27 protein-coding genes are annotated in these 25,035 nt (G+C 33.6%); 15 read left to right on the top strand and 12 right to left on the bottom strand.

Features of this window, described 5'->3' with window-relative positions:
* The first annotated feature begins 165 nt into the window (after positions 1-165).
* The 5 genes from EJ01_RS12485 (at position 166) to EJ01_RS12465 (ending at position 6,792) form a co-directional block, all read left to right on the top strand.
* Positions 166-1,581 carry a Mur ligase family protein gene (locus tag EJ01_RS12485; protein WP_048080834.1) on the top strand — a complete coding sequence of 472 codons (1,416 nt, stop codon included), beginning with the start codon at positions 166-168 and terminating at the stop codon, positions 1,579-1,581.
* A gap of 75 nt (positions 1,582-1,656) precedes the next feature.
* Complete coding sequence (locus EJ01_RS12480) at positions 1,657-2,115, top strand: hypothetical protein (protein WP_048080835.1); 459 nt, start codon at positions 1,657-1,659, stop codon at positions 2,113-2,115.
* Between the two features lie 75 nt (positions 2,116-2,190).
* Positions 2,191-3,405 carry a hypothetical protein gene (locus tag EJ01_RS12475; protein ID WP_048081062.1) on the top strand — a complete coding sequence of 405 codons (1,215 nt, stop codon included), beginning with the start codon at positions 2,191-2,193 and terminating at the stop codon, positions 3,403-3,405.
* Positions 3,406-3,929: 524 nt separating this feature from the next.
* Positions 3,930-5,525 carry an MFS transporter gene (locus tag EJ01_RS12470; RefSeq protein ID WP_048080836.1) on the top strand — a complete coding sequence of 532 codons (1,596 nt, stop codon included), beginning with the start codon at positions 3,930-3,932 and terminating at the stop codon, positions 5,523-5,525.
* Positions 5,526-5,541: 16 nt separating this feature from the next.
* A complete protein-coding gene (locus tag EJ01_RS12465) occupies positions 5,542-6,792 on the top strand; it encodes a cation:proton antiporter (RefSeq protein ID WP_048080837.1) in 1,251 nt (416 codons plus the stop codon).
* Positions 6,793-6,843: 51 nt separating this feature from the next.
* On the opposite strand, the gene EJ01_RS17860 is transcribed toward EJ01_RS12465, so the two are convergent.
* The 5 genes from EJ01_RS17860 to EJ01_RS12445 all read right to left on the bottom strand — a co-directional run bounded on the left by EJ01_RS17860 (position 6,844) and on the right by EJ01_RS12445 (position 9,149).
* A complete protein-coding gene (locus EJ01_RS17860) occupies positions 6,844-7,179 on the bottom strand; it encodes an AI-2E family transporter (RefSeq protein WP_245611221.1) in 336 nt (111 codons plus the stop codon).
* A gap of 435 nt (positions 7,180-7,614) precedes the next feature.
* Entirely contained in the window at positions 7,615-7,848 is a 234-nt protein-coding gene (locus tag EJ01_RS17855; protein WP_245611205.1) for a hypothetical protein, read from the bottom strand.
* Between the two features lie 55 nt (positions 7,849-7,903).
* Positions 7,904-8,275, bottom strand: coding sequence for a hypothetical protein (locus EJ01_RS12455; RefSeq protein WP_048080838.1), 372 nt, complete (start codon positions 8,273-8,275; stop codon positions 7,904-7,906).
* A 67-nt stretch (positions 8,276-8,342) separates the two neighbouring features.
* A complete protein-coding gene (locus EJ01_RS12450; protein WP_048080839.1) occupies positions 8,343-8,549 on the bottom strand; it encodes a hypothetical protein in 207 nt (68 codons plus the stop codon).
* A gap of 75 nt (positions 8,550-8,624) precedes the next feature.
* Positions 8,625-9,149 carry a DUF308 domain-containing protein gene (locus EJ01_RS12445; RefSeq protein ID WP_048080840.1) on the bottom strand — a complete coding sequence of 175 codons (525 nt, stop codon included), beginning with the start codon at positions 9,147-9,149 and terminating at the stop codon, positions 8,625-8,627.
* A gap of 720 nt (positions 9,150-9,869) precedes the next feature.
* Between EJ01_RS12445 and EJ01_RS12440 the strand changes: the two genes are divergently transcribed.
* Positions 9,870-10,232 carry a DUF356 domain-containing protein gene (locus EJ01_RS12440; RefSeq protein WP_048192887.1) on the top strand — a complete coding sequence of 121 codons (363 nt, stop codon included), beginning with the start codon at positions 9,870-9,872 and terminating at the stop codon, positions 10,230-10,232.
* A gap of 25 nt (positions 10,233-10,257) precedes the next feature.
* Here the strand turns inward: EJ01_RS12440 and EJ01_RS12435 are convergent, their stop codons facing one another.
* The 3 genes from EJ01_RS12435 to EJ01_RS12425 all read right to left on the bottom strand — a co-directional run bounded on the left by EJ01_RS12435 (position 10,258) and on the right by EJ01_RS12425 (position 13,248).
* On the bottom strand, positions 10,258-10,917 hold the full coding sequence (locus EJ01_RS12435; RefSeq protein ID WP_048080842.1) for a TIGR04086 family membrane protein: 660 nt from the start codon (positions 10,915-10,917) through the stop codon (positions 10,258-10,260).
* A gap of 145 nt (positions 10,918-11,062) precedes the next feature.
* Positions 11,063-11,668, bottom strand: a complete 606-nt coding sequence (locus tag EJ01_RS12430) for a TVP38/TMEM64 family protein (protein WP_048080843.1) — start codon at positions 11,666-11,668, stop codon at positions 11,063-11,065.
* Positions 11,669-12,015: 347 nt separating this feature from the next.
* On the bottom strand, positions 12,016-13,248 hold the full coding sequence (locus tag EJ01_RS12425) for a proteasome-activating nucleotidase (protein ID WP_048080844.1): 1,233 nt from the start codon (positions 13,246-13,248) through the stop codon (positions 12,016-12,018).
* A 420-nt stretch (positions 13,249-13,668) separates the two neighbouring features.
* Here EJ01_RS12425 and EJ01_RS12420 point away from each other — a divergent pair, with 420 nt between their 5' ends.
* Positions 13,669-14,127, top strand: coding sequence for a multiprotein bridging factor aMBF1 (locus tag EJ01_RS12420; RefSeq protein ID WP_048080845.1), 459 nt, complete (start codon positions 13,669-13,671; stop codon positions 14,125-14,127).
* 52 nt (positions 14,128-14,179) lie between these two features.
* Here the strand turns inward: EJ01_RS12420 and EJ01_RS12415 are convergent, their stop codons facing one another.
* On the bottom strand, positions 14,180-14,908 hold the full coding sequence (locus tag EJ01_RS12415; RefSeq protein WP_048080846.1) for a UPF0280 family protein: 729 nt from the start codon (positions 14,906-14,908) through the stop codon (positions 14,180-14,182).
* A 130-nt stretch (positions 14,909-15,038) separates the two neighbouring features.
* On the opposite strand from EJ01_RS12415, the gene EJ01_RS12410 reads away from it, so the two are divergent.
* The 4 genes from EJ01_RS12410 to EJ01_RS12395 all read left to right on the top strand — a co-directional run bounded on the left by EJ01_RS12410 (position 15,039) and on the right by EJ01_RS12395 (position 19,720).
* On the top strand, positions 15,039-15,641 hold the full coding sequence (locus EJ01_RS12410) for a PH domain-containing protein (protein WP_048080847.1): 603 nt from the start codon (positions 15,039-15,041) through the stop codon (positions 15,639-15,641).
* A 162-nt stretch (positions 15,642-15,803) separates the two neighbouring features.
* Positions 15,804-16,970, top strand: coding sequence for a geranylgeranyl reductase family protein (locus EJ01_RS12405; RefSeq protein ID WP_048080848.1), 1,167 nt, complete (start codon positions 15,804-15,806; stop codon positions 16,968-16,970).
* Positions 16,971-17,145: 175 nt separating this feature from the next.
* Positions 17,146-18,180 (top strand): TIGR01177 family methyltransferase, encoded by a 1,035-nt coding sequence (locus EJ01_RS12400; RefSeq protein ID WP_048080849.1) that lies wholly within the window; start codon positions 17,146-17,148, stop codon positions 18,178-18,180.
* A 34-nt stretch (positions 18,181-18,214) separates the two neighbouring features.
* Positions 18,215-19,720: a (R)-citramalate synthase gene (locus tag EJ01_RS12395; protein WP_048080850.1), complete on the top strand. Its 1,506-nt coding sequence runs from the start codon at positions 18,215-18,217 to the stop codon at positions 19,718-19,720.
* A gap of 63 nt (positions 19,721-19,783) precedes the next feature.
* On the opposite strand, the gene EJ01_RS12390 is transcribed toward EJ01_RS12395, so the two are convergent.
* Positions 19,784-20,152, bottom strand: a complete 369-nt coding sequence (locus tag EJ01_RS12390; RefSeq protein WP_048080851.1) for a hypothetical protein — start codon at positions 20,150-20,152, stop codon at positions 19,784-19,786.
* 312 nt (positions 20,153-20,464) lie between these two features.
* On the opposite strand from EJ01_RS12390, the gene EJ01_RS12385 reads away from it, so the two are divergent.
* Positions 20,465-20,872, top strand: a complete 408-nt coding sequence (locus EJ01_RS12385; protein WP_157197550.1) for a hypothetical protein — start codon at positions 20,465-20,467, stop codon at positions 20,870-20,872.
* A 166-nt stretch (positions 20,873-21,038) separates the two neighbouring features.
* Positions 21,039-21,533 (top strand): KEOPS complex subunit Cgi121, encoded by a 495-nt coding sequence (gene cgi121, locus EJ01_RS12380; RefSeq protein ID WP_048080853.1) that lies wholly within the window; start codon positions 21,039-21,041, stop codon positions 21,531-21,533.
* Positions 21,534-21,680: 147 nt separating this feature from the next.
* Here cgi121 and EJ01_RS12375 read toward each other — a convergent pair whose 3' ends face one another.
* Together EJ01_RS12375 and EJ01_RS12370 are read right to left on the bottom strand one after the other, a co-directional pair.
* Complete coding sequence (locus EJ01_RS12375) at positions 21,681-22,658, bottom strand: DegT/DnrJ/EryC1/StrS family aminotransferase (protein ID WP_048080854.1); 978 nt, start codon at positions 22,656-22,658, stop codon at positions 21,681-21,683.
* Between the two features lie 58 nt (positions 22,659-22,716).
* Positions 22,717-23,103, bottom strand: coding sequence for an ArsR/SmtB family transcription factor (locus tag EJ01_RS12370; RefSeq protein ID WP_048080855.1), 387 nt, complete (start codon positions 23,101-23,103; stop codon positions 22,717-22,719).
* Positions 23,104-23,275: 172 nt separating this feature from the next.
* Between EJ01_RS12370 and tsaA the strand changes: the two genes are divergently transcribed.
* Both tsaA and EJ01_RS12355 read left to right on the top strand, forming a co-directional pair.
* Complete coding sequence (gene tsaA, locus EJ01_RS17015) at positions 23,276-24,226, top strand: tRNA (N6-threonylcarbamoyladenosine(37)-N6)-methyltransferase TrmO (RefSeq protein ID WP_084689216.1); 951 nt, start codon at positions 23,276-23,278, stop codon at positions 24,224-24,226.
* Positions 24,227-24,304: 78 nt separating this feature from the next.
* The gene (locus EJ01_RS12355; protein ID WP_048080856.1) at positions 24,305-24,841 is read left to right on the top strand and encodes a GyrI-like domain-containing protein; all 537 of its coding nucleotides are present in this window, start codon (positions 24,305-24,307) and stop codon (positions 24,839-24,841) included.
* The last annotated feature ends 194 nt before the right edge of the window (positions 24,842-25,035 follow it).

Genomic DNA, 25,035 nt, shown 5'->3' with positions numbered 1-25,035 from the left:
ATCGAAAATTTTCAATTTTCGAATGCTTCGTGTTTGTAAGCTTCGATTTGCAAACGTCAAAATTTTCAATTTTGACAGATTTTTTGAGCAAAATACTTATCTAGAATTTTAACACCACATTAATTAGACCATATTTAAAATTATTAGATTACAAATCGTGAAAAAATGAAAGAACTTACAACATCGATTATTGCAGAAAAAGTAGAAGGAGTACTAACAGGCCCTGATAAAAATATGGACGGAATTTTTAATATTTTAAAGGACGCTCAAAAGGGAGATGCAGTAATAAGACACTGGATAGATGAAACCGGGGTAAAAATTGCAGCTCAAAAAGGTGTTTCATGTATAATAACTCAAAACCCTAAAGGCAGTGCAGTAAAAACTGCAGAAGAGCTGGAACTACCTTTTATAGTAACAGAAAAAATAGAACTGGCCAATGCTTTTGCTATTAACTGGGCCCTCGAAACATTTGCAAAGAATTCTTTACGTGTTGTAGTAACTGGAACTAACGGAAAGTCCACAACTACCCATATGATTTACCATATTCTAAAGGAAGCGGGTTACAGCACATATACAAACACTGATTCTGAATCTGAATTCAATACACTTATAGATCCGATGGTTGCAAAGCAAATCGCAGAATTCGATGCTCCTATCGAGGCTGCAGTGATAGAAGTCTCTGAGGTTCAAGGCTGGCTCGGAGATATTATGAAAGACCATGCATACCTAATGACGTCAGCAATCAATCCAGATGTAGTGATTGTAACCAATGTAGCTCTAGATCATATAGGTCTCGTAAATTCTATTGAAGAAACATTTAATGAAACCTCAGGTGCAGTTAAAGGCATAAAAGAGAATGGGACTTTAATATTGAACTATGAGGATCCACTTGTTTTAAAAATGAAAGATTTAACTTCAAACTATGGAAAAGTCTTATTTTTCGGGGATAATGCAGATATTAAATTTGAAAGTACTGGAATAACATATAAAGATAATATTTTAATTAAAATTGATGATTTACCATTTAAAAGCCGCCATTTTGTCCAGAACACTATGGCTGCTGCAGGCGCAGCTATAGCTTTAAATATTGATCTCGAAACCATTAAAAACTCGATTTCATCATATAAAGCATTAAAAAGGAGATTTACAATACTACACAATGATCCCTGTATAATAGATGACTTTGCACATAATCCAGATGGGATTCTTGCTACAATACAAAATGCTGCTCTAATTGGGAATGGAACCCTCTTCGTGGTTTCAGCTATCAGGGGATCAAGAGGAGAAAGTATTAATCAGGCAAACGCGGAAGCCATTGCTAAGGGACTTCAAAATATCCCATATAAATTGATTATAACAAGCAGCACTGACGTGGTGGATCATTTAAACACAGTAACAGATAATGAAAAAAAAGTATTTATAGATGCACTTGAAAAGGAAAAAATAACATATATCTTTAATGAGAAACTATATGATGCATTGAAAAATGTACTTAAATTATCACATAACAAAAACACAATTTTATTAATTGGTGCGCAGGGCATGGATCCTGCAAGTGAACTTTTAAACAAAATTCTATGAAATTTTTTAGCAAGTCTTAAGTTAACAGAAATTCATATTATATAATTCAAATTCATATTCACACTTGGTGATGAAATGTTCATAAAAGTAAGAAGAGATACTATAATCATTTTAACACTCGCATTTTTATTAATAGTATCAGGGAGGGTCATGAGTTATATGGCGTTTGCCGAATCTCCTGCTACAGATCAGGGAATACCCATATCTGGAGTCATGATAAAAGGAAATAATCTCGTACCAACTGATTCTATTCGAGCTAATATATATGCATCAGGTTTAAGGCCAGGAAGTTACATCAACGGAAGTACATTAATTACAGACAAACGAGAATTGCCTTTAAATGAAGCAATAAATAATGCCCAGCAATTTGCAACGTTGACGACCATTCCCGGTACAAGACTAACACCTATAGTAGCTGCAGATGTTAAAGTAGACAGCACAACAGGAAGTGTCACAGTAACTGTTGTTGAAGACTGGTCACAGGTAGTAGTAAATACAACGTCAAGTACTACAAGTTCATACACAACGGGGTAAAAATATATGAAAATTCCGCAAAGACTTCAAGGAAAATATGTAAAAGGAATATTAGTATTCCTAATCACAGTTGCAATGATTATTGGACCTGCTGCAGCAACCTGTAACATAATCGTTATAACAGACCCTACAGGAAAGGATCCAAATGGCGCAGCAGCAGGGAGTATGTCATTCCAGAACAACATGTTTCAGTCAACTTTCTTATCCTCATCAAGCGGCCATTTTGCTATACTCTCCGGGGGTGAAGGGTCATCTACACCCAGGCTGCAGGCTATTGTTGCATCTGTAAAAGCTATGGAAGCTGGAGCTTCCCCACAAGCAGCAGCGAACCTCGCAAATTCATACAGTGGAATCAGGGTCCTGGTTGGAACCGCTACTAAAGGTGCGGCAGTAGGAGGATCATACGACGTTTACGTGGTTACTGTGTCAAATAATGGGACCATTACAGTAACACCTCACTCATCAGATGGAACCGCAGTTTTACCTGCAGGGACAAGAGGAGCTATTATTCACTTAAGAAACACCGAAGGTAACCCGATGTATGGAACAGCTTCTAAAGTACGTCAGGAAACTGCAGTAAACATGGGTAAAATGATAAGAGACGGTTATTCTGCAACTTACATACTGGGACAAGCATTTGGAGAAGTAGCAAATGATTCCGGTGAAAAGTACGGTGGTGGTGGAGTTAACCTTGTTTCAGGAATCACAACTGGAGACATGTTCACTCCAGCTCAGTTAAACACAACCGGTTATGCTATGAACACTCCCTATGCTAAAATAAGTACATCCAGCGACGGATGGAGTATAGGTTATCCCGCAGCAGAGCAATACCAAACCGATCCATATGATGGTTCACCACTCAAGATAGAGTATGCTTATGAAGCACTTATAAATGCCATTACAGTTACAGGGCAAACCGTACAGGTTTCTGTTTATGGAAGTGACGATATAGGTATTTCAGAAACTACACAAGAAATTGTAGCTGCAACTGTAAAGAAATATGGTTACGATAACGTTCAAATAGCAAACAGAATCAATACAGCAATAGACAGTGGAACTATTGTAGGCGTTAACCATGTAGAACCTAAAGATATCAACGTCAAGTCAAGTTCAAGGGCAGTAGGAGTCTATTACAAACCTCTCGGTAACGACAGGTCTTCCCCACCATGGAATTTACCAATAAGTTCTTCACTTTTAGACTTAATTGGAAATATCCAAACTGCAATCGGTTTAATACTGGTACTCCTGGTTCTGTTTAGAAGTACTCTAATCAAATCATTCATGAGATAATGAAAAAGGATTTTACAATCCTTTAACTTTTTTAATTTTATTTTAATTAATTATTTCACAGTATATATCAAAATAAAGATTTCTACCAACGCATTTTATACTATTTTAAGCAACACATTCTTTTCAATTAATTCACTATTTTTTAAGTTTTAAAAATTATCATTGATTTCATCACCCCTCGCTAAACCATTGCTAAAAAACAATACGAAACATGGTATTTCACTAGAATTGGCAGATAGCTAATATTTAAATAATTTGAAGGTAATAATTAATATTATCAAAATAAATGATGATATTATGGAGAGAAATTTTAAATTAATCTTCAACGAATTATTGTCAATTTTTATGTTAGCTAATGCTTTGTTTTTAATGATTTTAAGGGTTTATGTGGATTTTAATTCAAAATTATCCTCTTTAATCACACAAAATATAATAAAATTTGATTTACTTGTTTTTCCAGATAATTATGCCTGTAATTTTTAAATCAAATAAGATGCTGTAACGCTAAGGTAATGAGTGATAAAATGAATGCAGAAATAGTAAAAAATAAAGATTCTGAACCTGGAATGGTAGTTCTGGCCACCCTTATTCTAGTAGCTGCAGTAGCCAATTTAAATTTATCAGTTGCTAACGTAGCTCTGCCTTCTATAGGTTTAGCTTTTAATGCTTCGCAAGTTCAGATTAATATGGTAGCTGTAGGCTTCTCACTTGGCCTGGCTTCTTCAGTACTATGGTTTGGTGCTTTAGGTGACCACTACGGCAGAAAAATGATGCTTATAATAGGAACTATCATATCCATACCTGCATCTTTAATTGCAGGTTTTGCCCCAACTGTTGATGTGCTGGTTTTAGCCCGTATAATGGGAGGTTTAGCTGCAGGGATGTCATTTCAAACCACTTTAGCAATAATAACTGCATTGTGGTCAGGCCCTAAGCGGACAAGATCTATTGCACTTTGGTCAGGTGTGGGCGCCGCTATTGCAGCTCTAGGGCCTCTTCTCTCAGGATATCTTCTTATATCCCATGATTGGGGATCTGTATTTTTAATTACACTGCCTCTGGCAGTAATATCATTAATTATGGCCATTAAGTTCGTTCCATCCCATGTAAATGAGACAAAAAATCCAGTGGACAACCTTGGAGGATTAATGTCTCTTATTCTTATAGGAATATTAATTTTAGCTATTAACTTTGCTCCAGTACCAAGTATAAGGACTTTCGTAGTTGTTTTAATAATTATGGCAGCCATAATTGGATTTTTATTCATAAAACACCAGAGGAGTATACCTAATCCCCTTTATGATCTGAAAGTCGCTAGCCGACTGATTTTCTGGGTAGCGGCAAGTGCAGGGATAATTGTTTTTGGAGCATTAATGGGTGCTATGTATATTGGACAGCAGTTTTTACAGAATGTTTTAGGTTATTCCACCTTTGATGCAGGACTTTCAATTATACCTGCAGCGATTCTCATGATCCTGGTGGCACCGAGGTCTGCCAAGCTAGTGGAATCACACGGGTCCCGTTTCACGCTTCTTGCAGGTTATTTATTCTGTTTGTTAGGATTCTTGACCATGTTATTACTATGGAACGAAGGCATACCCTACTGGAAAGTCGGAATGGCTTATGCATTAGTCGGAATTGGAGTTGGACTAGCAGGGACTCCAGCATCCCATTCTCTTACTGGATCCGTTCCAGTTAAACGTGTGGGTATGGCCTCAGGTACAGCAGACCTGCAGCGTGATTTTGGTGGTGCAATTATGACATCTATCTTCGGTACACTACTTACAGCAGGCTATGCTTCTGCATTTGCTGCAAAAATCAATAATGCCCCTCAACAAATCTCAGCCAGCGTGGAAACAACACTCCAAAAATCATTTGCCAGCGCTACCACCCTCGCTCAACAGTACCCCCAATATTCAGACCAGATCATATCTGGAGCAAAAGCCTCATTTTTAGCCGGAGACAGATGGGCCTATCTTGCAGGAATTATTGCCATTTTAGTTGGGGCTGCAATTGTATTTTATAAGTTTCCAAATATGGAAGAAGAAAAAAAATTACTTGACCAATACTATAAAGAAGATACAAAGACAGAAAATATGGAAGAGAAAAAATTAGAATAATTCCCCTGGTGATTTTATGTTTGAAATCATTTTCTTTTTTATAATGCTCATGGTAGTAGCGATTTTTTCTCGTTTAATTGGCAAACTTCCAGTTAGTTTCCAGATGATATTTATTGTAGCAGGAATGTTTACAGGGTGGCTTGTTACAGGATATGTAGACATTACAAAACCGCCATATTCAACTATAATTTTTTTAATTGCAGAAATAGCTCTTGTTCTTGTTCTTTTCAGTGATGCATCTCGAGTAGGATTAAAAGCACTGGATAATAACCTGAGTACCCGACTACTGACCATAGGTTTACCTATTACTATTATTTTAGGAGTGGTGATAGCAACCTTACTATTCCCCGACGTACCCTGGTGGGTAGCAGGCATTATAGGTGCTGCGCTAGCTCCAACAGACGCAGCATTGGGACAAATAGTAGTTCAAAACAAAAAAGTACCTGAAAGAATACGCAAAACAATAGAAGTAGAAAGTGGATTAAATGATGGGGGTTCAGTTCCTTTCCTTTTAGTTTTTATAGCCATTGGTTTGGCAGCAGAAACTTTTAGACCAATTGGGTACTTCATTCAGGTGGCCCTAGAACAAATTGGTTTTGGGATAATTGTAGGTTTGATCGTTGGAATTGGGGGAGGGTGGCTGGTTTTAAAAGCCAGGGATAAAGAATGGATCACTCCCAACTTCCAGAGAATAGCTTTTCTGGCAATGGCAATACTCACATTTCTTATAGCAGATCAATTAGGAGGAAGTGGATTTATAGCGGCTTTTATCGGTGGTTTGGCATTAGGATATGTTGTTAAAGATGCAGGAAAAATTCTAATAGATTTTTCCGAAACAGAAGGGCAGTTGCTGAATTTAACAGTTTTTTTCCTATTAGGAATAGCAGTTCTTCCCCTGCTCTTGAATGTAACATGGCAGATAATTCTCTATTCTATTTTAAGTTTAACAATCATTCGGATGTTGCCTGTTGCAGTATCATTGATTGGGACTAAATTAGACATTGATACCCTCCTTTTTATAGGTTGGTTTGGCCCTAGAGGTTTAGCATCAATAGTACTTGCACTTTTAGCTTTAGAGGAATTAAAAGTATTCCCTGGAGACAGCACTTTTATTTCAGTTGTTTTCATCACAGTGCTGATAAGTGTTTTTGCACATGGGTTTACAGCTTCCCCTTTATCAACCATTTATTCAAGAAAAATAAACCATGAAGAAGTGGAAATAGAAACAAATGATGAAAAAGAATCATTACCTCCAAAAAGCGGGTGATTATAAGATTTTTCAGCGTTATCTAAATAAATTGATTTTGTGTATAACTATTTATTCCTCTTTTTTCTGCTTATTATCTGTTAACTGTACATCTTCATCATCACTGGCCATAAGTAAGGCCAGCCATCGTGTTTCGTCAAAATTTTCCAGATATTTTATGATGATAAGCGTCAACGGCACGCCAAGGAAAAATCCAACAGGCCCCAAAATCCATCCCCATACAAACAGTGAAGCAAATACAACATAAAATGACATTTGAAGCCCTTTTCCGGTTAATCTGGGAAATATATAGCTTTCTGCAATGATATTAATTGTAATAAAGAAAAGTCCCATTATTATAGCTGCCTGTATTCCATATTTACTCCAGGCCACCAGCACAGGAGGAATCGCTGCTATTACAATACCCCAATATAGAATAAATCCAAGTATAAATGTTAATAAACCTCATAGTACTGCAAAATTAATGTCAAATATGAAAAGAACACCTGCAACGCCTATACCATAAATAAGATTTATCTTTACCCTGATTATAAAATATTTAATGAAATCGCCGACAAGAGCAAAAGTTTTATTTAAAATAAGATTATCTTCACCTAATCCTTTGATCAATCTTTTTTTATTTGAGGAAGCTCATAAACCAGGAATATCACCACAAATATAATAAAAGTACCATCTGCTATAATTCCATTTATATCTGTTATAGGTATATTGGAAACAATAAACTCAATTATTTGATTTCCGTATTGTGCAGAAATTAGGTGATTTTATCGATAAACTAGGGGAGTGCCTGTACTAATTGAGACAATGTTACTACCAGAAATGCTAATATTCCAAGACCCAAATAAAAATTCCCAGAAGAGTTATCACCATTCCAATGTTGTAAGAGAGACCTCTTTTTTCCAACCATTTTAAAAACAGGTAGATAAGTAAGCTCAAGAATATAGAAAGCAGTATAAGGCTAGTTATAGGTGCAGTAAATTTCAATGCAACTACTGCAGATAAAATAACCACAATTACAATAATCTGCTGAGAATTGAGGTATTTTAAAGTTATCAACCATTTTTTGGCTCTTTATTCCAATTTAAATAATAATCAAAAAAAATGAAAAGTTTTAGAATTTTTGATCTATATTGACAACCCCCATATTCTCAGATGTACTTCGAGTCTGTACAGTACTTCCACCCTGAAGCAACTGTATAATTAAAGTATCATTGCCTTTATTCTCTATAGAAACCGTGACATGACCTGGATTAGGGCCTAAATTATAACTAGCATTCCCTGTTCCATTAATTTGCACATTTCCATTTGTATATGCATAGTCACCAGTCCACGGACTATTCGATATAATTTGTAAGGTTACATTAGAGCTACTTTGATTTGAAATATTGGCACTGTTGTTTGTTGACATATCACTACTTGTGCACCCAGAAGCAAAAACAACCAGTATAGAGACAGCTAATATAATTCCCGCAATTTTTTTCATGATAATTTCCTCTTGCCCATAATTTTACCATGAAGCCATTTTATACATAATAATCCACATTTTATTTTTATTCAAACAACAGATCATACTCATCTTCTGTTATTACTCCTTTATTTTTCAGTAATTTAGCTAGTTTCTTTAATGTATCAAAATCAACAGACTCTCCCATGTTATTTTGTTCATCCGATGGCTTGTTAGATTCATTCATTGCCATCATTCTCCTTCTTGTTCTTCTTCTAGCTCCGCCACGCCCTAAAGGTCCTAAATCAGGCATAATATCACCTTTTTAGTTAAATTAATATATCTTTTTTAATTTTTAAAGAGACGGGCTTGCATATTTTAAATAATTTTAAATTTCTGATTTTCCAGTACTTACCAAATCAGATGGATTAACAAAGAATAGAGCTATTCCATCAATTATCAGCCAGATTCCAATTAACAAAGCAAGGTAATAAGGGTCCCATGCAAATGAAGCTAGTATTATATATAATATACCCAGTATGACACCTATACCTCCAGATCCTTTAGCTGCTGTTCCTTGTTTAGCAAATAGTGACATTATACCTGAAATTATCAGGAAAAAACCTGCAAAGAAGAGAGCTATGCTTGCTAAGAAGCTAAATGCAAGTATATGCCCAAATAAACCTATTCCACAAATTACTGCTACGAGTCCAAGTATTAAAAATGCAATACTTGCGGCTTTGCTTGCTCCCCATGTCCCAAAACTCTGTGCTAATAACCAGATTCCTAAAAACACTACAGCCAATCCTGCTAGGACACTGGCTGTTAAAATACTTAACAATGGGAAAGCAATGACCAAAATACCTAAAATTACAGCTAAAATACCTAACAACGCGTTGTTACCTTCAGCCATATAACATACCCCCTTTTATTTTTTAAGCAAGCCCTAATAAATTATTATATTAATAAATATAAATAATTATTTATTACTAGTACGTGGTAGCCCATATGCCCAGAATTAATTTGAGGAATATTAACAACAGAATTAAAAGCATGATAATTATAGTTACCTGATACTCCAAATGAGATATGATTAAATAAAAATTGAAGAGTGGTTAAACTTTAAAAATGAGAACTATAAGTAGAGAACAACCGGAAATAATTTATTAAATATGGCCACATAGCCTGTAAAAAAATTTAACAGATTTGTTTATCTGAAAATGTATACCTATATCTTGAAGAAGATGCTTTCATAACCGATTTAAAATCATTGCAAAAACATGCTAAATAATCTGAAATTAGTAGCCTAATGGATAAACTTAAAAATCAATGGGACTGCTTGATCATAAGTGATCAATGGAAAAAAATTTGAAAATATAGAAAAGAAATGTTTTACCTTTTAAACAATCCCTCATTAATTATACAGCTACATAAGATAAATTTAAATACAGTAATCTTAGATATAATAACCCTTATACCATTAATTGAATCCTAAATACTAATTTTATATTTTTAAAAAGTAAAGAATATTTAATTAGAAATCATCTACAATACTTATATATCCACAAAAATAAGTTTAAAAATTAAATTTTATTTAATTAATCATATCAAAAATAATTACACCGGTGAAAAAATGACCCTAATTTTAATACGTGCAAACAGTCAAGGAAAACTATTGAATGCCATTGCAGACATTGAAAGGCATGCTAATTTAAAAATATCAGGAAACCCAAAGATAATTGAACCCCAAATTGCAGACAAACTGGCTAAAGGCATTCTTAAGCAGAATTTAAGATCAAAATGTGAAATAGCAGCTCTCTTAAAAGTTTTAGACGATACAACAAAAAGTATAATGCATATTAAAAAAATACACCCGCCAGCACATATTGTCGTTATAAGTGAAGAATATAAAGAATTTGAAGAAATAAAAAAGATGTTTAATAGGTTACCTGTACTTAAAGGCTATTATTCACATAAATCAGTTCCTTCAAATTAAAATTCTTTATTTAAAAGCAATGATATTATTTTTCAGCTTTAATTAAAAATTCGCGTATTGAAATACCAATTACTCCTCCAATAAGGCCAAAGAGGGCAAGGATTAATATGGCACCGCTCATTTCAAAAATGAATATTTCTATATTAAAGAGGACATCATCAATAAATAAAAAATTACCTCTAAGGCTTAAAATTAAGATTGCAGCTATTACACCAACTACAATTCCATTTATAGCCCCATCTTCACTTTTTCCTCCAGCAATTAGCGATGCAACTATTCCCCCAATTAGAAGCAGTAACAATGCATAATTCGAATCTACAAATATTAAAGTAGGGATCACTACAATTAAAATGCCTACAATAATTGCCACAGCCCTCAATATCCATTTATTAGATGTAGATTTTAGCACATTTTTATTAGCATCAGAATTATTTTCTTCATTTTTGGTATCTTTTATCATTTTACCACATGATTTACAGTATTTTTCACCTGCAGAATTCTCAATTCCACAGTCAGGACAAATATTAAATTCATTTATAGGGTCTAATTCTTCGTCGAAATGCGCATTAAAATTTTGAACATATCTGAGGGTTCCCCCACACTCACATGCCTCAAATTCATCCGGCTTTTCTCCCTCTTTAAGCTTGTAATAGCCACCACATTTCTTGCAGATAAGATAAGACATCTAAACACATCAACTGAGATAATCTACTATTATTATTTGTTTTGCATGCTTAATAAATTTTTAATAATGCAGAATAAATAATGACCTTAATCAGGATTAAATGTCTTTTTATTTTTCAAAATGACAATCATAACTCCCGGGAATATCATAGCAGCTGCAAAAGCAAACAAAAATGAATTAATATGCGCCGAATAAGCCCAACAGCTGCATAAACCATAGATATACCCAAATTAGATATTGTAACCATAGAAATAAAACGGTTGAATTTCATACGGCCAATTCCTGCAAATAACACTGAAGTTTCAGCAAGTAGTGGAACTGAACGTGAAATAATAATTATCCAATCCCCATATTTTTTTTGAAGAGATTCAAATCCAGAAATTTCTTTTGTATCTACCAATCGAAGAACTGCAGCACGTCCAAATTTAGCCCCAATCCAGTAACCTATTAAACAGCTGATTGTCATACCCACTAAAGAAATAATAGTTCCACCTATAAATCCCAGAAAATAGCCCCCAGCTGTACTTAATATACTAGATGGAACTGGAGCTATAACATCAATAGATAATAAAGATCCAATAACTAAGCTTGCAATTAGATTAGAAGGTTCAGATTGAAAAAAACTATTAGTCCAGTTATCTAAAGGATCTCCAAATAAAACAAAAGAGATTAAAAGCAGAATTAAAATTGCAGATGTTAATAATATCCCTTTAATTCCAATACGAGTTTCTAAATTTATTTTATTTTGCAAGATTTAACTCCTACAACCATCACATGCATAATACTTATATTAAAATTAATATTAATATGTAACCTAAAATAAATAATTTTATTGAAATTCTGCAAAATAGTGTAAATTCATTGCTTAATTAATTTAAATTCAATTATACCATTAGTAAAAACCTATAGAATCTAAATTAAATTAAAAAAATTGGATTAAAAGTCGAATTTAATAGTAATAATAATATAATAAGCCTCAGATCGCCCATCATTCATCACGTATCAGAGCTCATAGGGTTCATCACTGGCTTAAAATTAGATTTTAAATTATAGAATAAATAGTTTGTGGATTAAATAATTAAAAAAGAAAAAAATAGTTTAACCGTACATTACGCCGGCTTCTCTTCTAACTTCTTCTTCTTTCTCAAGACCTACAATTTTATCAATTGCATCCATGAAGTCGTTCATTGTAACGCTGGATCTCTCTTCCCTTATTGCAAACATACCTGCTTCTGTACAGATAGCTTTAAGGTCGGCACCAGAAGCACCTTCAGTTAATGATGCAACAAGTCTTATATCCACTTCTTCTTCTAAGGACATATTTCTAGTGTGGATTTTTAAGATCTCCATTCTACCGTCTTCATTTGGAATTGGAACTTCTATGAACCTGTCAAATCTTCCAGGACGTAAAAGTGCAGGGTCTAATATATCTGGCCTGTTGGTCGCTGCAACGATTCCAACATCTCCCCTGGCTTCGAAACCGTCCATTTCTGCAAGTAGCTGCATGAGCGTCCTTTGAACTTCTCTGTCACCACTTGTTGAACTTTTGAGTCTCTTAGCTGCAATTGCATCTATTTCATCAATGAAGATGATACTTGGTGCTTTCTCTTTTGCAAGTTCGAATACACCTCTAACTAATCTTGCACCTTCACCAATGTATTTTTTTACAAATTCAGATGCAACAATTTTTATGAATGTTGCATTGGTCTCATTTGCAACTGCCTTTGCAAGAAGAGTCTTACCTGTTCCTGGAGGACCGTATAAAAGTACTCCTTTTGGAGGTTCAATTCCAATATTTGCAAATAATTCTGGTTTTTTAAGCGGTAATTCTACTGTTTCCTTAATTTCAACGACTTGTTCTTCAAGTCCACCAATTTGCTCGTAACTTACGTCTGGTTTTTCTTCTACTTCCATACCGCTGATTAGAGGATCTTTCTCAGATGGTAGTACATTTACGATACTAAATGTTTGCTGATTTAAAGCAACCCTTGAGCCTGGTTCTAATGATTTTTTATCTAATAAACGTGAATAATTTATAACGAAATGAGGTCCTGTGCTGCTTTTTACTACAAGTTTTCCGTCTTCTAAAACTTCAGTTATAGTAGCCACTACAAGAGGAGGGGACCTAAACCTTTCAATTTCGCCTCTTAGAGATTTTACTTCTCTGTCGAGCCTCATCTTTTCATTTTCAACTAAAACTTTGTCTTTCTCAAGCTTTCTAACTTTCCACATCAAATTTCTTTTAGTTTTAGTATTCTCCTCCTTTAGGAGTTTAATTTCCTTCTTAAGATCTTCAGTTTTTTTCATTATATTTCGGGACATGTCTTCCATGATCCTTATTCACTCCTGAAATTTTTATTAAATTGAAAATATTTATTAATTAATTCAGTCATATTTTTGTTTTAATAATATTTAAATATTGAGGGTACACAATATAATAGAAAAGTATAATTTAACGTTTTTTTTAAAAAACCAATCAAAATAAAGTTTTTCATATCTCCAAATTGTAAAAAATTTTATTTCAAATATTGGAAAATAATAAATTATAGAAAATAAATGCACTTTCACCTGCATAAATTCATAAATTTATGAAAATATTTACAACATACATTTAAAGAAGCTAATCAAAGAGACATAAATATTATAAAGAAGAATAAAAAAAGTATAAATACTTAAACAAGAACAACTGTTCGTTTTATTGCATTATCAATATTATATATTACACTTACATGAAAATACAAAGTGATCAGCATGAGATGCGAGATATGTGGAAAGAAAATAGTTGGAGAACCAGTGAAAACAAAAATTGAAAGCTCAATTATGGTTACATGTAATGAATGTTCTAAATTCGGAAAAGTACAGAGAGAACCACCAAAAGCAAGGAAACCAAGGCCAGTAAGAAGAAGTCCTAAATTCAGGGAACCTTCAGAAGAAGTTATCGAAGATTTCAAAGATATTATACGAGAAGGCAGGGAAAGAAAAGGTTGGACACGTGAAGTGCTTGCTGAAAAAGTATATGAAAAAGCATCTGTGGTTAACAGGGTTGAATCTGGAAAAATGGTTCCAGATATTAAACTTGCAAAAAAATTAGAAAAAATACTGGACGTAACGCTCATTGAAAAAACCGACGATGGAAAACAGGAAGATTTAGGCCCGCGGGCCAGAAGAGGAGCCACAATCGGAGATATAGCTCGGATTAAGAGGAACTAAATCCAATTTGAAAAAATATCAGAAATATATTTTTTCAACTTCTTTTTATTTTCTAATAAATATCAAATAAATCGCCTAAAACAACTTTTTTATCAGTTTTAATCAATTTAGGGATTTTTCCGACCGTTCCGGCAGATTCGCCGACCACAATCATAACACCCCTAAAATAAGGTTTAAAGTCTTCAGCCCTTGCCAGGCAGTTCTGCACAGCATCCTGTTCTAAATCACCTTTAGCTTCATTTGCAATGCTTGTTGCAAGCGCGTCGGCAATGCTGGCATGGTCTGCAAATACAGTTACAGAATCTGCCCTGCCTAAACTTATAGAATGCCCAACAGTTCCAGAAGAGGTGCATATTCCCATTGGAGTTTTTTCGTATTTTATTTTAAAACCGATCTGTCCAGAAAGTGATGAAGTTCCGGCGTAAAGGCCCATTACCACATTTTTATTAGTTTTGATGGCTATATCCCCACCGTTTTCTACAACTGCATATTTTGCACTGTTTTCTATTAAGAAATTCATTGAGAGTTCAGATATCGTTCCTGCAACAGCGGCCATAGGACCTACTTCTGCAATTTTACCTGCTTTTGCCATTACGTTAGCTATAAAAGGTGCATCTTCAACTTCTACCGGCTCAAAAGATATTAAAAATTCCTTATTCTTTCTAATATAATTTATAAGCTCCATACGCTGGCTTAAAATAAAATTAGGAAGTTTATGATTTATTAAGTCTGTCTTAAGTAAAATGTTAGTTTCATCAAGCCTAATTCTTTCTGTGATCATCGTGGTTAGTTTGTCTTACATAAAATATTTAGATTACTAATTCTAAATTATGCATAGATAAAACACAGAAAGGATCATAATTAAATTTAGTTTATCCCTCCTAAAGTAGTGAAAAATAAGTGGTGATTTTATGAGACACACAAAAGATATTCGTTCAGGAGAAAGAATTTTATTTGAGACCAAGCCTCGCTTTTTTATGTATTTAAAATCAGCTGTAATTAAATTCATCGCATTAATTGTAGTTATATATCTTTTCGAGCCAGTAGTATCTCTCGTTGCAAGTATACAAAATTATATCATAAAATATATCCAGGTTCCACTTGTAGAAGCTACCACCATAATCCTGTTCTTTTTAATGCTTATTTTGATTCTCTGGATTATATGGGATATACTTTCATGGGAATACACAACATATACCCTTACAAACTACAGAGTTATTCTGGAAAAGGGAATAATCCGTAAAAACAAATCATATATGCATTATGATAAAATTCAAGATGTTAATGTTTCACAAGGATTAATAGAACGATTAACCTCCAGTGGAGATATATCAGTATATGGAGGTCATGAAAATACCAGAATAATACTCAATGATATTCCAGATCCTAAAAAAGTAGAAGATAGAATAAACCAGATGATTGAAGGGGACTACATAGTTGAAAAACCATCTGGCCCCAAAAAGATTAAAGATTCGGTAATGGACAGATATGACAAAAAATTTAAGAGATATTAATTAAAATCTTAAATAGTTGTAGTTACAAACTTCAAATGTACTCTTCTAACACTAATTTAACATATATTACAGGTATTTCCTGTTTTTTACAGTCCCCGAAAACATGTTTTCGTGGTTTTACATGGAATGAGATGAAATAGCGTTGTTAACGGATAAGATAACATGAAAAATTATGATGTGGCTATAGTCGGAGCCGGACCTGTAGGCTCAACATTTGCAAGATATATGGCAGGAAAAGGGCTTAAAGTAGCAATATTCGAGAAAAAAAAGGAAATAGGAGTACCTCTACAGTGCGCGGGACTTCTAGGTACCAAAATAAAAGATGTGAATGTTCTACCTGATGAATTTATACTTAATGAGATATATGGGGCCTGTTTATATTCTCCGTCCAGTACTATGATCTCTATGCATAAAAAAGAAGAGCCTTTAGCCTACGTTTTAGATAGAGTTGCATATGACAAATATCTAGCACAATTAGCAGTGGATAAAGGAGCAGAGCTTTTTTTAAACCATCGAGCAGAAAAAATAGACATAGAAAATGGAGAGATATACTTCAAAGATAAAAAAATATCTGCTGAAATTATTGTAGGTGCTGATGGCCATTCATCCATAGTATCTGAAGCTTTTAACAACGATACCAAATATGTACATGCAAGCCAGTATTTAATCGAAGCTGGAGAAAATGCATTTAAAGAAGATTATTTTCAGGTATATGTGAATTCAAAAATATCTCCAGGGTTTTTATGGGTTATTCCAATTTCAGAATCCACTGCAAGGGTAGGTCTATTTGGTGATTTTGATTATAAGGATTTAAGTGAGATTTTAAATGATTTTTTAAAAAACAATGAAACTTTAAGAAATGCAAAAATTTTAAAAAAATATCACGGTAAAATTCCCATATATGACCCTAAAAAAGACATAGTAAAAAACAGGGCCATACTTATAGGGGACGCAGCTTCCCAGGTTAAACCAACTACAAGTGGCGGACTTATAATAGGATTTAATTGCGCAAAAATCGCTTCAGAAGTGGTATATGAAGCAATTAGTTCTCAAAACATTGATATTTTAAAGAAATATCAAAAAAGATATAAAAAAATGTATAATACAGAACTTAAAATGCAGCTCAAAGTACAGGATACCTACAAATCCCTGGATGATGAAAATCTTGACTCTGTAATTTTAAAACTTAAAGAAAAAGAAGTAGGAAAAATAGTTTCTGAATATGGAGATCTAGATTCCCAATCACCACTCATGATAAAATTAATAAAAAACGGAGTAATTTTCTCAGTTCTTCCTAAACTGCTGTCACGTAAAATATTTGGTTTATAAAATTAACATACTTTTCATTACTTATTTTAAAAATAGTTAGTTCAAATGAAAAATTATTTTGTTTAATTTGAACCGTAATTAAGTAATTTATTAAAGGTGAAACCCCCAACTATCAGTTAATCTATGAAATATAAAAAAATAAATACCACTCAACTCATTAAAAGGTGTCTAATCTATGGAAATAATCTTCATTTTATCCGGTGAAAACGAAACTTTACCAAAAGCAGAAGTAACAGCAAGTTTAGAGGCTGAAAATGTCTCCTTTAATATAAAATATCATCAAAATGGAATTTTAATTATTGAAATTGCAGATGAAGACTCTGCAGTTATTGAGGTAATTGGTAAAAAAGTTGCCTATACCCATGAGATATGTAAATTACTGTTTAAAACCAGTACTCCTCATTTAAACGATGATATCCAAAAATACCCCTGGAAAGATATTATTAGTCAAGATTATGCAGTAAGGGTTAAAAGAGTAGGCATTGACCCTGATTTTAACTCCCAAGCCATGGAAATCGAGCTTGGAGGTATCATTAAAAAAGAGTTAGGAGATAAGGCCAAAGTAAATCTTGAGAACCCAGATACTTTTTTAAGAACCATCGTACTTGATGATTCTGTTATAGTCAGTAAACAACTGGTTAAAAGAAGTAAAAAACATTATAATGACTTAAAGCCCCATAAAAGGCCATTTTTCTATCCAGGATCCATGAGCCCTAAACTGGCAAGGGGAATGGTTAATTTAGCACGGGCCAAAAAAGGAAGGGCTGTTCTAGACCCATTCTGCGGAACAGGGGGCATTTTAATAGAAGCAGGAATAGTAGGGGCCAGAGTAATAGGAACTGATATAGACGAGAAAATGGTTGAGGGAACTAAAAAAAATCTTGAGTACTGCAATATTAAAGATTATAATATTTTTCAGGGAGATGCAAGGTATATTACCATTGAAGAAAAAGTCGATGCTATTGTAACTGATCCTCCTTATGGTATCTCAGCTTCAACAGCAGGTATAGACAGCAAAAAGATTTATGAAGAATCCCTTGTATCTATGCAAGAACTGCTAAAAGAAGACGGATATATCTGTATGGCAACTCCCCACTACCTGGACATCCATGAACTTGTGAGTCATACTAAATTTAAAATAATAGAACAATACAAGATAAGAATGCATAAAAGTTTAACCAGAGTTATCTCTGTACTTACAAAAAAATAAAGTTTATAAATTTAAAATAAAAAGAGGAATTCCTTTGAACGCTAGAATATTAGATACAACACTTAGAGACGGCGAACAGACCCCTGGAGTTTCTTTAACTCCCGATGAGAAGCTGCGAATGGCCCTAAAACTTGACGAACTTGGTGTAGATGTTATTGAGGCAGGATCTGCCATTACATCAATTGGTGAAAGGGAAGGAATTAAAAAAATCACTGGTGAAGGGCTTTCTACTGAAATATGCAGTTTTGCAAGGGCTGTTAAAGTCGATGTAGACGCTGCATTGGAATGTGACGTAGACAGTGTTCATCTGGTTATTCCAACATCTGATCTTCATATAAAATATAAGTTAAAGAAAACAAGGGAAGCAGTTAAAGACCTTGCAATTGAAAGCACACAGTATGCTGTCGATCATGGACTGCTTGTAGAACTTTCTGCAGAAGACTCAACCAGAAGCGACCTTGATTACCTCACGCAGGTGTTCCAAGAAGGAATAGATGCTGGCGCAAAAAGGATATGTGCATGCGATACCGTTGGAATGCTTACTCCTGAAAAAGCCTATGAATTTTACGGACATTTATCAAAACTTGATGCACCTTTAAGCGTTCACTGCCACAACGACTTTGGACTCGCTGTTGCAAATTCACTTTCAGGTTTAAGGGCTGGTGCAAGTCAGGCCCATGTTACAGTAAATGGAATAGGTGAAAGGGCAGGAAATGCATCTTTAGAAGAATTAGTGGTTTCATTATATTCACTTTACGGTGTGGAAACAAATATAAATATAGGAATGTTATATGAAATCTCTAAAATGGCCTCAAGGTTAACCAATGTTCCACTACAGCCAAATAAAGCCATTGTTGGAGAAAACGCGTTCACCCATGAATCAGGCATACACGCAGACGGTGTAATTAAAAAAGCCGAAACATACGAGCCTATAACCCCAGAACTTGTAGGACATAAACGTAGATTTGTAATGGGTAAACACATAGGGTCAGGCCTGCTCAAAAAGCGGCTTCAAGAGATGGGACTGCGTGTAAATGATGAAAAACTCAACCAGATATTTACAAGGGTAAAAGCTCTGGGAGATAAAGGTAAATGCGTTACAGATGTAGATTTACAGGCAATTGCAGAAGATGTACTTGGAATAGTGGCCGAAAAAGTGGTTGAGCTGGAAGAGCTTACCATTGTTTCAGGAAATAAAATTACTCCAACCGCATCGGTAAGACTTAATATTAACAACAATGAAGTTCTTGAAGCGGGAATAGGTATAGGTCCAGTAGATGCAGCCATAGTTGCTGTTAAAAAGAGCATAGCTGATTTTGCAGATATAGAACTTGAACAGTACCACGTAGATGCTATAACTGGAGGTACCGACGCACTGATTGATGTAATTGTCAAGCTCAAACATGAAGACCAAATTGTGACTGCAAGGAGTACACAACCTGATATCATAAATGCAAGTGTAGAAGCTTATTTAAGTGGAATTAATAAAATATTAGGCGATAAAAAAGATATTAAAAAGATAAAAGAAGGGGACCTCTAAAACAGGTTTTTCTCTTTTAAAATACTTTTTTTTAATTTAGATTCTTTTTATGGTTATAATAACCTAATTTGGAGCTCTCTTTACATTGCGATATTTCACATAACCATAAAACCATCTTATGGACCATATAATGTGAAATCCAGACCACCAGATAATTCCAATGAAATAAACCATTATCCCTAAAAAGATATTGATCAATGCCACCATTAAAAAAACAATGGGATTTCTATAAAAAAATGATGTAACTCCCATAAACTGTTGTATAGTCGATGAAAAGAAAATTGTGGGGTTAACACCTATTAAAATCCATAGTAACAAACCAAAAGTCCCCAGAATAATTCTAAATACTGCTCTAGCTGGAGATAATTTTTTTTCAAGATCTGCTGCTAATTTTTTTTCATTACTAACTGTATCCTTTTTACCTTTTCTCAAGAAATTATCCCCCATTATTTTTAAAAGTAAATTGAACCTTAATAAACATTTCTTAAATTACAGGCAGTGTTTATTCTATTTAAAAAATAAAAAATATATTTTAACTTAATTAAATAAACACAACACCTGCATTACACGCATAAATACCAAATAAAAGCTTTTTAGAGACTATATTCTCTATTTAAGTATGTATAAATAATCAAGTCTTTAACTTAATTTTTAAATATTTTAATTAGCAGTGATGATGCTTAATTTTACCAGATGATCTATATATTTAGAAAATTAAATAATAGTTTTTATATATTAAATGATATGGAAACCAAAAATGAATCATATCAAGTTAATATTGAAGAATCATTTTTAGAAATTATTAAAGATTTTAAGGACTCTTACAGCGGTCTTTTTATTAAAGGCGTTACAGATCCCCAGGTTATAAAAGAAGGAAATCTAGAGAAAATAGGAGAATCACTGACAAGAATATCTGAATTTTTAGACAACAGACTTCAAGATCTAAAATTTGAAGCCAGTGAAGAAAAAGTCAATGAAATAAATTCACGTCTAAAAACTGCTGTAAAAGTGGTCAATGAAATGGGAAATGAAATAAAATCATTAGAAAACCATGAACCAAAAGATTACCACTGGTATGTAGTTGGAACACTTACTGTGGTTTTAATAGGCTTATTTGATTATATTGAGATTTATATGGAACACCACCCCTAATTCAAATAATCATCAACAAAAAATTTAAAAGACCCGCTGTCTTAACTAATAGTTGACTGTCAAACAGCCCATATTTTTACAATACAAAATAATAAAATGGATTAATAGAATAAATAGCATGTATTAAAGCTATAACAAGTTTAAAATTATCTTTGAGGAATACACTATGGAATACAATATCCAGATAGCTGGTTTCAGGTCAAATATCGAAGATTTCGGAAAATTAATGAGTGATATTAACAAAATGAGCAAAAACTGTACTGTTCAGCTTTTAAATGCTGATGGAATCGCCGGCCGTGAGCATATCATCCATGCAGCAGTTCATGCAGTTAAAGCATTTGAGAGGAATGAAAACATTGCAAAAGACCTTGGACTTGAAATATGTGTGCGCGCATCTGCTCAAAGACAAATATCCAAGGCACTTTCAATTTTAGGGCTAAAAGAAGGCGAAATGAATATTTGTGCAGTTGTTGTAGACTGCAGTGAAAATATTATGGAAGAACTGGAAACTGTACTGGATAAAAGAGACGACAGCATCTTAAACCCTGATGAGGCTCTCTTAGAAGGTATTTACAATATTTCAGAAGGGGAAATAAAAACTGCAGGTGGAATATCCAGTTTGATGATTGAAAAAACCACACTGCTGATACTGGAAACTTAAGTACATTTGCCAGTTTTTCAAATATTAACTCATTTAAATTTAAATTAAATCGACTACTTCTTTAACAATTAAATTTTATACTGGAAACTTAAGATGAGATTATATTTAATCAAAATTTCAATCCCTTTTTTTCAAATATTAACTTCTTTAATCCATTACTTCTTTAATAATTCGAACGATCTCTTTTAAGTTATCATTTTCCAGAGACTGCATATCAAGATTCTTAACCTCAATACATACAGCATCCATCATCACTCGTTCATATCTAGGGCAGACAGTTATTATACTCCTCCCATCAGCTTTTAATTCTTGTCTGAGTAAATATCCAGTTTTTTTGGGATCATCTGTTTTCAAAGCAACACTTATTCCCCTTTTATTAGAGTGAAGTACAGATTTAAATTCTTTTTTAAGCATAGCACATGCTTCAGTTGTTTTTGACAGTATCTGCGAGGCGTTTTTAATTTCTTCTGATATTCCTGCACATGTTACAGGACTTGCTTTTAATGTTTTCAAAAGCACCTTTGATTTTTTTAAAATTTCGTTGTGGTTTGTTGAAATAAAACCCCCACTTCCAACGTTTACTATTTTAGGAGATCCTGTTGAAGCCACAATTACATGGGCGTGTTCACCATTTCCCAGCTTTTTTTCTCTATCTCCAATTCCCCCTGAAGCATCTTCAACCAGAATTACTCCTTTATCGTCACATACTTCAAACAGCTCTTTTACAGGTTGTTCTGCAATGTACCCTGCAAAACTCGTTATAACAAGAGCTTCAGGCTTATGTTCATTAATAGTGTCTTCAAGGACTTCAGGGTTAATAATTCCAAGATCTGTAGGTACTTCTACAACTTCAATACCCCTAAACTCGGCCATGTTTCTAAATCCAGTCCAGCCACCCTGATCTGGAATCAACACTTTATCATTAAAGGAATTCATAGCCGTCAGAATCGCGGAATTTCCACTGTTTACAGTTTTTACGTACTCATGCCCTGTTATTTCACTTATTTTATCCTGTGCAAGTTTGACTTCATCAAATCCCCTGTTTGATGCATAATCAATATTCACTGCAGCTTCACACATTGCACTTCTAGCTTCTTTTGACGGTTTTTTAAAGTGTAGTTCCAATTAGATCATCCCATAAACTTAACTTAAAAATAGTTAATTCCAATAACATTAAATAATATTAATCTTTATTTCTTTCCAAAAATGATTTTGCAAGCTCCATTCTTTGCTTTGTTTCTTTAAATTTTCTTTTCATGACCATATTTTCTCTGTAGGTGGTTTCAATTGATTTAACATAATTTTTTCCATATTCAGTAATTATATAAGTTCCATGCTGAACTTTTTCCACGAGAAATTTATCTTTTAAGTCATTCAAATGGTTAGCTAGTGCAGATTTTTTCAAATCAGTTTCTTCAAGCAGTGTCTGGAAGGTTAAAGGCCCTTCTAAAAGCAGGGTAAGAATTTTAAATCTATTTGGATGGGCAATTGTTTTTAAAATAGAAACAATTTCATCAGATGAATTTAAAAGAAATTCTTGTGAAGGGTTTAAATTACTTTTTTTATCCATATGCTAGTTTTTTTTTAGAAGTTAGATAAAAATCTTTTCTTTAAATTAACTTTTGTATTTTACCCATCCCACACTAAAGTTCACAAAATTATGGAGTAATATTCCATATTATAGTAAACTTTTAATATAATAAAATTCAATTCACAACTGTAGATTTAAAGGAGAATTCAAAATGAAAATTGAATTAAAAACCGTAGAAGAAAATCAAGTAGCCAGCATTTCACATGTAGGGCCAGTAGAAGAAATGGGCGAGTTAATAGGTGAGTTGACAGGATGGGTAATTCAAAAAAGGCTCCAAGTTACACAACCACCGTTTGTAGTCTATTATACAAGCCCTATGGAAGTTTCCACTGAAAAAATGGAATATGAAGTTGGAATACCATTTAAAGGAGAAGCAAAAGAAGATGAACACGTAAATATAAAAATAATGCCAAAACATAAAACCATCTCCACCCTATTTAAAGGCCCATACCAAGAAATATGTCCTGTTTATGCTGAAATAATGCAATACATCATGGAAGGGAAATATGAAATGATCGGAGCCCCACGGGAAGCTTATCTCAACAACCCCCAGGAAGTTCCAGAAAATGAACTTCTAACTGAAGTTATATTTCCAGTTATAGATTTAGAAGACTGCGAGAATCCTACTGAAAATGTCAACATAACAGAGAATCCAGAGATAACAATAGAAGAAGAAAATTCATATACAATTTCACCAATAGGATATGCAAAAAGAAATGGTATGGATGCATTTTTGGAAATTGATGGCAAATATATCCCTGGATTAAAAGAACTAGATAATTTCAGCCACGTGATGGTACTTTGGTTAGCAGATAAAATAGAAAATAGAAATATGCTGCAAATGTATCCCCCATATTCAATGAATACGTTTACAGGAGTTTTTGCAACCCGTTCAGAGTATCGACCGAACCCCATAGCAGTAACTACATGTAAAATACTGGATATTAATGAAGAAAAAGGTATTATTAGGGTAGCAAACCTTGATGCAGTTGATGGGACTCCAATTATAGATTTGAAGCCATATATGCCGTCGTTTGATCGGGTTAAAGAACCAGAAATTCCCAAGTGGCTTTCTTTTCTGTGGCCAGAATGGGTGCATTAAACAGTCAGCTGAGACATCAATAATTAATAGAGGGTCATCCTAAAGATATTATTAAATATTTTTTTCGGAAGTATCAATATGGCCTCAAATAAATCTTTAAAGCCTTTAAAGGTGGAAATTACTGGTTTAAAAATGCTTAAATTAATAGGATGTGTTTATTATGGCGATCCATTTCATTCTAATGAAGAATGGAGTGTAGAAAATGAAATAGGATTGCTGTGGAACCGTTTCTATAAGTTATGTGAGAAATATGGAGATATACTCCAAAAAAAAATAGTTAATGACCTGGCCTATGAAGTTCATCTTCAACCTGAAGATTATAAAGAAACTGGGAAATTTTACGTTTATGTTGGAGTTGAAGTAAGGGAAATAGAAGAAATGCCCCTTGAAATGTTTTGTAAAACATTCCCAATGACAAAGTATGCTGTCTTCACATTTAAAGGAGAAAAAATGTCTCAAGGGGGAGAACACATCTGGAATGAATGGCTCCCAAACTCAGATTACCATGAAGCTCATCCATACATGGCATTAGCATATGATAAAGACCGGTTCTTTGGACTAGATAATCCCGAATCAGAAATTGATTTCTATGTCCCTGTAAAACCAAAATATTGATAAAATGATTTTTAACATTGCTTTAAAACATTTGATCACTCTCATCCCCCTTAAAACAATTAAATTAAATAGTAAATTTTAAATAACAATTTAATGTTAATATCTCCATTTAGTAATAATTTGCTAATTATTTTCTAAGACACAAAAGGGGATAGATAAAATTAATGGGAAAATAAGGCATAAATACACGAGCA

This window comes from Methanobacterium veterum, assembly GCF_000745485.1.
Taxonomy (GTDB): domain Archaea; phylum Methanobacteriota; class Methanobacteria; order Methanobacteriales; family Methanobacteriaceae; genus Methanobacterium_D; species Methanobacterium_D veterum.
Note: the sequence above shows the minus strand (reverse complement) of the source record. Positions and strands in the feature narration are given on the sequence as shown.